The following is a 12,275-nucleotide window of genomic DNA, read 5'->3' on the forward strand; positions in this document are numbered from 1 at the left end:
GCCCGTCCCGGTCGCATGCCGAACTATCCTTGCCGAAGGACCCGCATGCCAGTCGATCGCATCTCGTATTCGAAACGATCCTGAGAATAGACGCCGTGCTTCATGAAGAACCGCTTCGACGTCAGGAATTGCGGGTCGCTCGACGGTTCGTATTTTCCGGACAAGGCTACAGCACCGTCTATCCTTACGGTGACGTCGAAGCTACCCTTGCCGTCGAAGGCCATCGTCACCGCAAGGTCGTATGTCGTTCCGTCACGTTTCAGCGTCTGCCCGTCGTAGATCGCGTTGCGCAGTCCCCAATTCTCGAAGCAGCCGCCCATCCCCTTTCCGCGGGTGTAGTCACTGTCGAACCGAAGCGTGTTGCCGCCGGTCCAGCGCAGGCTCATCGGCGGCGAGCAGCCCATCCGTCCGTCATGGACCTGGAAAAGAATGAAGTCGTTGTCCCCAGACGTCTTCATCGACACCTTCGTCTCGAATACGTAAGTGATCCTGCTGGTCACCGAGATGTTTGTGGAGTTCAACTCCGCCCGTTGGTGGAATATCCCGCCGCTGCAATGGTTCGAGCTGTTGTGAAAGACGTAGGTGTCCTTGACATGCTTGATGGCGCCGGCATCCACGCCGCAGGACGTCTGCCAGCCCAGGGAAACTGGTCGACCCTCCGCTGCCTTGCCGATGCTCCATTGAGTGCCAATCGTTGCAATGGCAACCGCAGTAAACACAGCTACTGCTCGCTTCACGGTGGTCTCCATCGCGATCGGCTCAGAAAAAGATCAACCTTTTCTACCACTCGGCGCCCCGGACCGGAAGGTGCCGGGCGCAGGCAATAGAGAGGGCGTTGCTTGCTGTCAGTATATTTGAACCGCGACCAAATCCCGCGCGCTAATCCAGACAGACGAACAGAAATCGCTGGCGGGATATCCTTCCCGCCGTCGCGTCTGTCACAGGATTCGCATAGCGCGGAACCACAACTGATAGAGGCATCGTAGTTTGCGGTATCATACCTGAAATGGCTTGTATCTTCCTGCGATGTTCGCTCACGTGGATCGAAATGGGAAAGGCGAGCCCGACAGCTACGGCGTGATTGCGATGTGGAAGACGAATCAGTAGATTGGCATTTGGCGTCCCTCGCGTGCAACGTTGACACTTATCCCATGCCGACGGAACGCCCCGGGGGGACACGTGATGCGACGAGTTAAATACAGTGCCGTGCATGCGCCGATCTACTCTCTCCTCGCATTGTGTCTGCCGGCCGGGATCGCGGTAGGGCAGGAGGTCGCGAAACCGGCTCAGAAACCCTCTGAGACCAGCAAGGCGGATGAGCGTTGGATTCCGAAACTGCGGCTCGGAGATGACACCGCCTACCTGGAATTTTACGGCCAGATCAACAAAGGCTTGCTGGTTTACGACGACGGCGGTTCGACCGACAACTACTTCCCCGTCGACAACGGCAACTCTTCGACACGCGCCGGCTTTCGCTTTTACTCCAAGATGGAGAACAACTGGTCGGTGGGCGGAAATCTCGAATGGGAATGGACGCCCTATTCGACGACGAACGTCAATCAGCTCAACAAGGGCGACTACGATTGGGAGGCACAGCTTCTGCGAAAAGCAGAAGTCTATATGGAGTCGAAGGACTACGGGAAGTTCTGGTTCGGCCAGGGTAGCATGGCGTCTGATGGCAGCGCCGAAGTCGATTTGTCCGGCACCTCGGTCGTCGGCTATTCGCTTATCTCGGACATGGCCGGCGGACCGTTCCTCAGGTTTGATGATGGAACGCTCTCTTCAATACGCGTCAAAGACGCTTTCACAAACTACGATGGTCTCGGTCGAAAATTGCGATTCCGCTACGACACCCCCTCCTTCGGCGGATTCAGCGTGTCGTCGTCCTTTGGGACGCAAGTCGTACCTGAGCCGAGTGACGTCGCCGTGTGGGACATTGCGTTGCGCTACGACCAAACGATCGAGGACGTCAAGATCAGCGGCGCATTGGCGTTTTCGAGGCCGGGCGATGGCAATTCGATCTACGACGCCTCGGTTTCACTGCTACATCAGCCAACGGGCCTGAGCCTTACCCTTGCAGCCGGCTACTCGGACAAGGAGTCCATCGATGGACACTACGGCTATGCCAAGGTTGGTTACCAGACGGATATATTTGAAGTCGGCAAGACAGCCTTCTCCGTCGACGCCTATTTTGGTCGGGACATCAAGGGCAAGGGAACGGATAGCGATTCCTACGGTGTGCAAGTCGTACAGAATCTCGATTATTGGCAGACCGAACTTTTTGTTGGTGCACGCACTTATTCGTACGACGACGAAGTCGCAAGTGTCCAAGACAGTTATGCTGTGCTCGCAGGCGCCAGACTGAAATTTTAGCGATATCGCACGCTCGCCGTTCGAGCGCGCAGACCCTTCGACGAGGGCCTGGCTTGTAGCGGCTAAGAACTGCGCGGTTCGATCCAGCGGTCTCGAAACGCTATGATGTTAAGCAAAAATCCGGTGCCTGAACCTCATCAAGTGCAACATGCACAGGCGAGTTGCGCTCGATGTCCGGTAGCCGCAATCGATAGGTGCGACTTACGGATCCCACGTCAGCAAAAAACGTCAGATCCGACGGTTGACCCGGAGCGTAACGGCCGAAGTTGGGCGGCGATCATCATTGGTTACAAGGTCGCCCGTGCGAATAGGTTGGTTCAACGCGGACGTTACTATTGTCGCAACCCAACTATCCCCTACCGGCCCGGTCTTGTCCCACACGCTCCGGTGTGGCCGGTCCCCGCGTGCAGCATCTTGCAACTAAGTTCGCTGCAGTTTGAATGCTGTACTTGGTTTCAAGTGTTCGGATACGCGGGCACTCCCTTCTACTTTTAGCATCGTTCAGACATATAGCGGGCAACTTCGGTACTGAAAAAGCATAACTATTTTTAACCCGTCATTTGTACTTGTGCCGTAGCGTGTCGCTCAACCTGAGCGAGGATGGCATGCACGGTCTGGGCAATGTGGCTAATTTTTCCGGTCGAGACTTCATTCGGCGGATCGTCTATCCCATGGCAGCAGTCATGGTTGTCGCAATCATGGTCGTAACCGCCGTCCTTGTCTTGTCGGCACGCCAACAAAACAAGCTGGAAGTCGAAGCGTCCACGAGACTTGCCACAACCGCACTCCAAGTAAAGGCCCGGGAGGTCGGACGGGATCTGCGCAACTATACGATTCGTCAGGATGTCTACGAAAACGTCAGCAGGAGCGGCAACATTGCCTGGGCCGCGACGGACGGGAATATCGGCCCGAACATTTACAAGGACCTCGGCTACGAACTGGTATTCGCCGTCGCTCCAGGCAACCGCACGATCTATGGGCTGATCGATGGAGAGCCGAAGGACGTCGACGCGCTGAAAGTGATGCCACGCGGACTTCGGGATCTTCTGAATGTCGCCTCCATTCAGGCCGATCCAACGACAAGCTTGATCAAGTCCGGGAGCGATATCTATGTGGTGGCGGCAAATGGAATACTTCCGCCCTCCATTGACCGTTCGGACGTAAAGCCAAGAGACCTCACCATGTTGGTTTTCGCCGAACGACTGGACCAGAAGTTTCTCGATCGGATGGGGCGCGACTACCTGCTGTCCGATCTGAAAATCTCGCTTGATCGAGTGGACGATGCCGAGGCCTCGATCCCCCTCCTGACTCAGGATCGCGTTTTCCTCGGAACGATCTCCTGGTCTCCACCGAAACCTGGCGAGCAGCTCCTTCGCTTCATCTTGCCACCACTCGGCATCGCCCTTGTCGTGCTCGCGGCATTTGCCGTTCTGGTGGTCAGAAATGCTCGCCGTTCGACCTCGGCTCTGGAGGCCTCGGCGAAAACTGTCGAAGCTTACGCACAGACTCTCAAGGAAAGCGAAACCAGGTTCAAGGACGTTGCTGAAGCTTCCTCCGACTGGATTTGGGAGAGCGATAATGATCTCCGACTGGTCTACTTCTCGACGCGCTTCAGCGACGTTACGGGACTTTCGCCACCAGCCATTCTCGGCAAGACGTTGGAACAATTCTTCTCGCGTGACACGGATGCCGATGGCTGGAGGCAACTCATGGCAGGTAGCAGCGATCAGCGCGCCTTCCGGGATCTGCGCTGTGCTTATCGGGACGCCAAGGGCAATGGACGCATTTGTCGGCTTGCTGGGCGTCCGATCGTTGCGCCATCGGGGGAGTTCCTCGGTTTTCGAGGAACGGCAACTGACATTACCGAGGAGGTCGAAGCACAGGAGCGAGCCAGCCATCTTGCCCATCATGACGCACTCACGGGTCTACCCAACCGCGCGCTCTTTCGCGAACGGCTGAACATCGCACTGGCGGCCACCGCAGAACAGACCGCACGCGTGGCAATCATCTGTCTCGACCTCGATCACTTCAAGGAAGTGAATGACACGCTCGGACATGGGGCAGGGGATCTGCTTCTCCAGCAGTTGTCGAACCGTCTGCTCGGATGCGTGCGCAAGCACGATACTGTGACCCGTCTCGGTGGCGACGAGTTTGCAATCATTCAAATGGGCGTTGCTCAACCCCTTGAAGCAGAGGAGCTTAGCCGAAAGCTGATCGACGTCGTGCGCGCGCCCTTTACGATCGAAGGGCAGGATCTGCACGTTGGCGTCAGCATCGGCATCGCCATTGCAGACGCCACAGAGACCGATCCCGAGCGCCTGTTGAAGAATGCCGACATTGCTCTTTACAGAGCCAAGCAGAGCGGACGTGCAACCTACCGGATATTCGAAGCACAAATGGACGCTGAGCTGCAGCAGCGCAAGGCATTGGAACACGACCTCAGACAGGCGGTTCTAAAGGATGAGCTGGAAGTCCACTATCAGCCCCTCATCGATCTCGGGAAGAGTCAAATCGCTGCCGTGGAAGCGCTCGTAAGGTGGCGTCATCCAGCACGCGGCTTGGTATCACCTGCCGATTTCATACCATTGGCCGAAGAGACTGGCCTCATCGTTTCGATCGGCGAGTGGGTTCTCGAGACGGCCTGTCGCCAAGTAATCGATTGGCAAAACCTTCGAGTTGCGGTCAATCTCTCCCCGGTCCAGTTCCGAAACAGGGAGTTGGTTGAAACCGTCCGCCAGGTTCTGGTGCGGACCGGTTTGGCGCCTGAGCGGCTCGAACTTGAAATCACTGAAAGCGTGCTGATCAATGATGCGTCGGCTGCGCTCGAGATCCTGAACGGTCTGAAGAACCTTGGCGTGAAGATCGCCATGGACGATTTTGGAACCGGTTATTCGTCACTGGGCTATTTGAATTCGTTTCCGTTCGACAAGATCAAGATAGACAAATCCTTCATTGGCGACATGGACAGCAAGGACAAGTCCGGGGCCATTGTGAAATCCGTGATCGGCCTGGGGCAGAGCTTGAACATGGTTACGACAGCCGAAGGCGTCGAGACGCCGGAGCAAGCTGAATTCCTGAGGCAAGAAGGTTGCGACCAGGTCCAGGGTTATTATTTCAGCAAACCCGTGACAGCGCCCGAACTGTCCACGTTCATCGAGCGATGGGATGGCGCCAAAGCCTGTGGCGACGTCGCTGCCTGACCGAGTGTTATCGGCGGCAAAAGACAGACGGCAGGAATTTCCCGGCACGTTCCAATAGTCAATCTGGAGGCGCGCATAGCAGCTATTCGGCTTTTGCGTTTGCCTCACATTCCCGTTTGCTTATTTTGCATCTCCCGTCAGGTCTGCGTTCCCTGGCTTTGGTCCGAGGTAGACATAATCGGAGGCATGATGCAAAACATGATTGTCGCGGACAATCACATGGCGTCCGTTGAAAACGGCACCAAGACGATTGCGGTTCGCGTTGGATACTGCACGGTTAAGCCGGGGACCCTCGAGATCAGATCCGCGAGTGGATGTTGGCCAACGACCCTGGTGCACGTCGTTTCCGTCCAGAAAAAATCGATCTCGGCACTGAGTTCGGACGAGCTCAGCCAAAGCGGTTTTTCCAACGTCAACACACTGGTCAAGCAACTCCAGCCCGCTCATCCCTGTCTTTCAACAGATTCCGATGTCACCGTGATCAATTGGAAGGTGGCTAGTTAACAATTTTCAGGGTTCCCCGAGACATTTCGATCAGTACGTCCGGCGTCGAGGTTTCAGTCGCATCGGCGCGGAGGAGGCACCCCCTCTAGACGCAATGGCGTGCCCTTGCCAGCCAAGCATTACAGAGCCGCCGCTTCTGGCTTGAAATGCGAGCGACACTTGTGACAGAACGCCGGGGAAATCACGAAGGAAACCGAACGTGAAACTGGACATCGAAGCTGTCGCCGAAGAGGCAAAGACTTGGCGCCGACATATACATCAAAACCCGGAACTGCTTTTCGATCTGCCTGAGACGGCGGCCTTCGTTGCAAAGAAACTACATGAGTTCGGTTGCGACGAGGTTGTCACGGGGATCGCGAAGTCGGGTGTCGTGGCCGTCATCAACGGCTCAAGAGGTCCGGGCAAAACGCTCGGCTTTCGCTGCGACATGGATGCTCTGCCCATGTCGGAGCAAACCAATCTGCCTTACGCATCAAAAGTGCCGAACCGCATGCACGCCTGCGGTCATGACGGCCACACTGCAATGCTGCTTGCTGCGGCGAAGTGCCTGGCCGCAAGCCGCGATTTTCCAGGTGCGATCGTGTTGATCTTCCAACCTGCCGAGGAAGGCGGTGGCGGTGCACGCGTCATGATTGAGGAAGGTCTCCTGGAGCGCTTCGGGATCGAAGAAGTCTACGGCATGCACAATGAGCCCGGTGTCCATGTCGGTTCATTCGCCATACGCAGCGGTCCTTTCATGGCAGGTGCTGACCGGTTCCTGGTGACGATCAACGGCAAGGGTGGGCATGCGGCATCCCCGAACCTCACCCGAGACCCGGTGTTGGTGAGTGCGCATATGATCACCGCGCTGCAGTCGATTGCGTCCCGGTTTACCGATCCCTTCGATCCGGTTGTCGTCTCGGTCACCTTCATGAACGGAGGCAACGACCAGGCTCTCAACGTGATCCCGGCATCGGTTAAGATAGGCGGTACAATTCGAACAATGCAGCCTGAAACGCGCAAGGCAGTCGAGCAGCGCTTCCGCGATATCGTGGGGATGGCAGCCAAGCTCTTCGAAACAGAGGCGGAGATCACCTGGATTCCAGGATATCCGGTTACCGTCAACGACGAGGAGAAGACCCGCGTGGCCGTGTCGGCTGCCGCCAATGTCGTGGGGGCGGGCCGTGTCGAGACGGCCTATGCGCCATCGATGGGAGCTGAAGACTTCGCATACATGCTTGAGCAGCGCCCGGGCGCCATCATTCTCGTCGGGAATGGAGACAGTGCCTACCTTCATCACCCCGCATACAATTTCGACGACAGAGCAATCATCTACGGCGTCAAATATTGGTTGTCGTTGGCAAATCAGGAGCTCGGGCGCCTTTAGCGTCACGAAGGTCGTGTCAGGCGTGCAAACAAAAAGGCCGGCACCTCCCTCGGCGCCGACCTCTCGTAATCTGTCTCAACAACAGCTGCCAGTACATCCGTGGTCAGCCGTCAGAGACATGATGAGTTGACTGTAAACTTTTGCGACGAAGCGTCAAGTACAGCTTACGGAGCATGCGGCCACCGCATGGCGCGGTCAGGCCGTCACCAGTATCCAGCAAAAACGAGAATGAACGCGCCAATCGCAATCAGTGCCAATGCTGGCCAGTTTTTGGAGATACCAAGGAACCTCAGACCCTGGCCCCGTGGTTCGAGCGTGCGGCCACCATGCAACGTTCGATGCGGATCACTCAGCCGTCTATCAAGCGTTGGCCGGAAAAGGACGAGTGTTCCGGCGACTACAAGAGCTGCGCCAATCAGGATTGCCCACATCATCGCCTCCGCGATCTTAGGGACCGTGTATGGCTAAACCTGATCCAGGCTTGATTGTTCCGTATCTGTATCGGGGAGGATGATCGAAGCCTCTGCCAGTTTTTCCCGCGCAACGCGTTCCAGCGCGTCTTCTTCGTGCTCGCCTTGCTTCCAAAGCGCCAACAGCAATGTGGCGATCTGAAGTACTGCTTTCCTGTCCCTAGCAATTCCATTCTCGCGACAGATCGTCTTAAGGACAGCATTCACGACGGAGAAATTGACACGGTCCATTAGCCACCCGTGCCGGGAGGAACGTCGTTCGTCAGAAATTCCTTACGCTGCATCGTATCTCGGCCAGCCGCGTCGATCAATGCGTCAGCAAGGTGCTTAAGCTTCACCCCCGTTCCGCGAGATCCAAAATGGGTGCTGTCGAGGACGGTCAAACTAACTGAACCCAACACTGAGGTAGTTGTCGTGGCGTTTTTCATGATTTTCTCCACGGCGCCTGCGCTAGCTTTCTTTCGACTGAACTGCGCATCGAGACCATTGCACCAGTGCCAGGCCCGCTTGGCCGATGCCGAGTAACGTCGGCGCCGCGGTACGGTAGTAAAGTATCGAGATCGAAGTGGTTCACTGTTGCAAATGTCGCTGACGCGCCCTGTGTGAGAAAATTGAAAAAGCAAAGCCCGACGGACGGGGTCGTCGGGCTTTTTTGCATGGGCCTACAGACGGTGTGGGCCCGACAGCAGAACGCTGCATCTCGAGATTAAACGCCATGGCCGAAAGTTTCAAGCGCGTCCAGATGCCCATATTAGCAGGATCTCAATCGTTCAGGCGCTCGGTCCGCATGTTGTGGAAGTAAGAGGGAGGTTCAAGAGAGGGCGAGAACCTCCCCCCTGCACTTCTCAAGAGAACTCCTATGCGGCGGGGATCCGCACGACTGGAGTTAGGCCTTAACCTTTGTCTTTTCCCTAAGGTTTGACAATCCTAATATACGTTTACCCGCGAAAGCGGTCCATTTGCTCAAAAGCATTAGCCCCGGTGAAAACTTGTCCCGATTCCAATTCTAGGCCTCTCGTTCCGGGGAATTTTCGAATAGGTGGAACAGGCCTGTCGCTGGCGCAACTAGAGAGCGGAAAGATCAAACAGGTCAGTTCAGCCGTCTACTGTTCCTCCCTAGGCCGAAAGAGGGTGGATGCTATAGCCCGTTGCTCAAGATAGGAACAACGAAGGGGCGGAGCCTCTGTCGGAGCTAAGTCTCAGTCACGCCTCGATGACACCGTTGTCTTCGCCATCCCAATATTTAAGCCGATCCGCATGGACCTTGATCAAAAGAAGTCCCGGGGTCTCAACGCCTTGTGGAAACCAGCGTTCCAGATCTCTCACCCAGTGGCCATCGAACATGCTGCGATCGCGGACAAGTGACGCTTTGCCCTCAATCGAGATGAACATGCCGGGCCTGCCGAGCATGCTCGGTGCTTCGCAAAAGGCGAGCGTCACGCAAGGATCGCGATCGATGTCAGTGATTTTTGAGGTGTTGTCATAAGAAAAGAAATAGCTATCGCCATCATACTCGGTGTCTCCATTGTTGCTCATGGGGCGACTTGCGATTACTCCGCTCGATGTCTTCGTCGACATCATGCAAAAATCGATCTTGCGCATCTTTTCGGATAAATCTGCGAGTGACTTGCCTGCCATTTCAAAACTCCCATACAGAGCTGCGGATGGGCGGATCCTTGTCCGTGAGATGAAAACGGTCATTGTTAAAAAAGGTTCGCCGTCACTGAGGAAAGGAGTGCCGAGAGCCTTCGCTCGCCCGCTCCTGCCGCCACACAATATGATTGTGCGCTCTACCGGCGCCGCCGTGTCGGCCCACCGTTCAACGGCTTGTTCCTGCGCCTGATAATTCGACTGCGCTCCTGCCCGGTTCTTTAACTGCTGCCAAGCCCGCCCGAGTTGGCCTATCCCAAGTTACAGGTCGAACGGGCTCCTCGTCTGCCATCCTTCGCCGGGGGCGGCGGGGCGGTCAGCAGAACCGCCGATTTTCTGCCGCTCCGGCATGCGGGATCGATGAGACTTAATGGCCCTGCAAAACAAGGGTCTGTACCGGCAGCAACAGGGCTTGCAGCCGTAAGATCATCGCGTGAACGAGCCCGACAGTGTCCACGACATGCAGGAAGATCCAGCGTAAGGTGCCGATGTTCTTGTCGGCAAGCGCGTCGTGGTTGTTCGTGTAGGCGTTGGCGATGCAGCTGCTTCCGGGGGGAACGCCGTTAAGGCCGCCGGTAAAGAGTGGCTCCATGAATACGGTCAGGGTCCCAGGCTGCGTTACCTGCCGAACGTCGAGCAGTTGGTCCGTCGGCCGATATTGACCTGCGGCGATAACGTCCTGAACCTCGGTTACGACCATCGGAATGATGGTGAATGGCCGGCCGATGCAAGTCGCCTCGGCGATCATTCCCGTCTTCAACACCTGCGCCTCGATCTGCCCGAAGCCGGCGATCAGGACGTTTTTGCCCGCACTCTCTGGGACCAGGATGCCGGCGGGACGCAGCAGGGGGTTGACCACGTCGCCGCGACGCAGAGTGAATTGCTGCACCGTCCCGGTGACGCCGGCCCTGACGACGGTCTTGTCGAGATCGACCTGCGCCTGTTTTTCGGCCGCTTGAGCGCTCGCCTTTTGAGCCGGCAGAAGTTCTTCGATCTGCGTTTGCAAGGTCTGCTTTTTGGCGATGTCTGAATCGAGCGCACCCTTTCGACTATCGATGTTGGTTTCAAGCCTCTCAACCTCGCGCCTGGCCACGGCGTCGTTCTTCAAGAGTTGCACCTTCATCTCGTACTCGTCGACGGCCGTTTGGTAGTCGCCCTGGGCTTGCTTGATCTCACCGTCGGCGCTTGCAAGTTCGCTCTGAGCCACTTTCATTGCGGCGTCGACTTCGGCGATCTTGCGCTTGGCCGCATCGAGCGCTGCCTGCTGGGCGTCACTGTTGAGCCTGAACAGCGGATCCCCGGCCTGGACCTTCTGGTTGATCCCGACATAAACCTCTTCCACGCGCCCGCCTGTTTCCGGCAGAATTGTTACGGTGCGGAATATGGCGGTGACATTCGACGTCGATGGATGGAAGTAGAAGATCATGGTGATCAGCGAAATTGTCAGCAGGAGACACGCAGAAATGCCCCAGCGAAGCTCGTACCACACGCTATAGAGGGTGATTTCGCGGCCGATCCGCTTTCCTTGGCCGTAGCGTCGGTAGAGATAGTCTGGAACGATCGTCAGCAGGGAACACAGGATCAGTTCGAACATGGCTCAGATGCCCTCTCCGTCGGAGTCCACCTTCGATTCTGACACGATCGGTTCTTCTCGAACCAGCGCTGGGTCTCCTGTCGACTGGACGTCACGGCCGGACAGTTTCCCGAGCGACCGGGCAATGGAGTAGAGCGGTGTTGAGAAGTCCGGAAATTCTATGAAAGCCAGCAAAAGACCGGCAATCCAGAAAAGATGGTTGTGCGTGAACAGCGAGATCAAACCCAGCACCGCCACGATTTCCAGCTGGATCTTGCTGGTCTTATGCGCCATTCGCTCTGGAAGCGCATGTAGCTGAAAATAGAGATTGCCAATAACGAGGACCATGACCAGGAGAAAGATTGCGACCGCTACGAAAAGATAGTCGGTCTGCCCAGGTGCGGTGATGAAGACTGGCAGGTGCTCAATCGCGGCAGGATGGATTTCTTGGTCCATGTCGGCAGTCCCATCAAAGGATCGTTGTTCCTGTCGTACCTATAGAGACATAGCAAATTCCAGCGAGCTGAACAGGGAAATTTTTCGGCCACGACCGGCGGTATTTCCCGGAACTTTCTGGCTGATACGTTCCTCGCGTTCGCAGACTACTCCAAGCGCCATACTGGCTCAAAAGCCAGCGGAGGTCTAAGATGAAGCCGGGGTAGGGGACGGAGCCATGAAATACTTTACGATGGTCGATTACGTGATCGAAGGCGTCTTCGACACCATGAGAGAGGCTCTTGCCGACGTCGAATGTCGCAAAGCCCTCGGCTACACGGCCCGTATCAAATTGATACCGGAGGACACGCCGGAAGTCCGCGAGGAGCTGGCTAAGGAGCAGAGGCGGCGCTACGAAGAGGCGGAGCAATTGGTGAATGGGCAGATCAAGACAGCGCAACGCCGAATAATGCAGCGTAAGGCACGGGCCAAGGCTAACAAGATCGGGCTCGGGTTTGGGATGTTCACCGGTGTTTCCGTCCTGATTTTCATTTTGCTCTAGGTGTGTGGTCCCGGAATGAGATGGTGCGGATTGATTTTGAAGATTGACGGGTCCCTTGTCCAGGCGTTGCAGATTGCTTGATAGGGCGTTCGCCATCGGAGCGCCTTGAGGTGTTTGGCGAAGTTGTAAGCAGTGACGAAGG

12 protein-coding genes and 1 pseudogene are annotated in these 12,275 nt (G+C 56.5%); 5 read left to right on the top strand and 8 right to left on the bottom strand.

Features of this window, described 5'->3' with window-relative positions:
• Positions 1–23 precede the first annotated feature (23 nt).
• Positions 24–737, bottom strand: a complete 714-nt coding sequence (locus tag AC1DPR_RS28900) for a hypothetical protein (RefSeq protein ID WP_477817709.1) — start codon at positions 735–737, stop codon at positions 24–26.
• A 445-nt stretch (positions 738–1,182) separates the two neighbouring features.
• Here AC1DPR_RS28900 and AC1DPR_RS28905 point away from each other — a divergent pair, with 445 nt between their 5' ends.
• The 4 genes from AC1DPR_RS28905 (at position 1,183) to AC1DPR_RS28920 (ending at position 7,443) form a co-directional block, all read left to right on the top strand.
• Positions 1,183–2,373: a porin gene (locus tag AC1DPR_RS28905; RefSeq protein ID WP_477817710.1), complete on the top strand. Its 1,191-nt coding sequence runs from the start codon at positions 1,183–1,185 to the stop codon at positions 2,371–2,373.
• Positions 2,374–2,978: 605 nt separating this feature from the next.
• On the top strand, positions 2,979–5,573 hold the full coding sequence (locus AC1DPR_RS28910; RefSeq protein WP_477817719.1) for a bifunctional diguanylate cyclase/phosphodiesterase: 2,595 nt from the start codon (positions 2,979–2,981) through the stop codon (positions 5,571–5,573).
• Positions 5,574–5,762: 189 nt separating this feature from the next.
• Positions 5,763–6,077 carry a hypothetical protein gene (locus tag AC1DPR_RS28915; protein ID WP_041912297.1) on the top strand — a complete coding sequence of 105 codons (315 nt, stop codon included), beginning with the start codon at positions 5,763–5,765 and terminating at the stop codon, positions 6,075–6,077.
• Positions 6,078–6,276: 199 nt separating this feature from the next.
• Positions 6,277–7,443, top strand: coding sequence for an amidohydrolase (locus AC1DPR_RS28920; RefSeq protein WP_477817711.1), 1,167 nt, complete (start codon positions 6,277–6,279; stop codon positions 7,441–7,443).
• Positions 7,444–7,646: 203 nt separating this feature from the next.
• Here the strand turns inward: AC1DPR_RS28920 and AC1DPR_RS28925 are convergent, their stop codons facing one another.
• The 6 genes from AC1DPR_RS28925 to AC1DPR_RS28950 form a co-directional block, all read right to left on the bottom strand.
• Positions 7,647–7,874 carry a hypothetical protein gene (locus tag AC1DPR_RS28925; RefSeq protein ID WP_477817712.1) on the bottom strand — a complete coding sequence of 76 codons (228 nt, stop codon included), beginning with the start codon at positions 7,872–7,874 and terminating at the stop codon, positions 7,647–7,649.
• 33 nt (positions 7,875–7,907) lie between these two features.
• The gene (locus tag AC1DPR_RS28930; protein WP_018116764.1) at positions 7,908–8,144 is read right to left on the bottom strand and encodes a hypothetical protein; all 237 of its coding nucleotides are present in this window, start codon (positions 8,142–8,144) and stop codon (positions 7,908–7,910) included.
• Positions 8,144–8,341: a hypothetical protein gene (locus tag AC1DPR_RS28935; protein ID WP_477817713.1), complete on the bottom strand. Its 198-nt coding sequence runs from the start codon at positions 8,339–8,341 to the stop codon at positions 8,144–8,146. The genes AC1DPR_RS28930 and AC1DPR_RS28935 overlap by 1 nt, the downstream gene beginning before the upstream one ends.
• A 775-nt stretch (positions 8,342–9,116) precedes the next feature.
• Positions 9,117–9,551 (bottom strand): pyridoxamine 5'-phosphate oxidase family protein, encoded by a 435-nt coding sequence (locus tag AC1DPR_RS28940; protein ID WP_477817714.1) that lies wholly within the window; start codon positions 9,549–9,551, stop codon positions 9,117–9,119.
• A 379-nt stretch (positions 9,552–9,930) separates the two neighbouring features.
• Positions 9,931–11,157: an HlyD family secretion protein gene (locus AC1DPR_RS28945; protein ID WP_477817715.1), complete on the bottom strand. Its 1,227-nt coding sequence runs from the start codon at positions 11,155–11,157 to the stop codon at positions 9,931–9,933.
• A gap of 3 nt (positions 11,158–11,160) precedes the next feature.
• Positions 11,161–11,592, bottom strand: a complete 432-nt coding sequence (locus tag AC1DPR_RS28950) for a hypothetical protein (protein WP_477817716.1) — start codon at positions 11,590–11,592, stop codon at positions 11,161–11,163.
• 217 nt (positions 11,593–11,809) lie between these two features.
• Between AC1DPR_RS28950 and AC1DPR_RS28955 the strand changes: the two genes are divergently transcribed.
• The gene (locus AC1DPR_RS28955; RefSeq protein ID WP_477817717.1) at positions 11,810–12,133 is read left to right on the top strand and encodes a hypothetical protein; all 324 of its coding nucleotides are present in this window, start codon (positions 11,810–11,812) and stop codon (positions 12,131–12,133) included.
• On the opposite strand, the pseudogene AC1DPR_RS28960 reads toward AC1DPR_RS28955, so the two are convergent.
• Positions 12,130–12,275: pseudogene (locus tag AC1DPR_RS28960) on the bottom strand (IS481 family transposase); the annotation flags it as partial. The gene AC1DPR_RS28955 and the pseudogene AC1DPR_RS28960 overlap by 4 nt on opposite strands.

The sequence above is a fragment of the Rhizobium sp. 01T417 genome, from assembly GCF_056398905.1.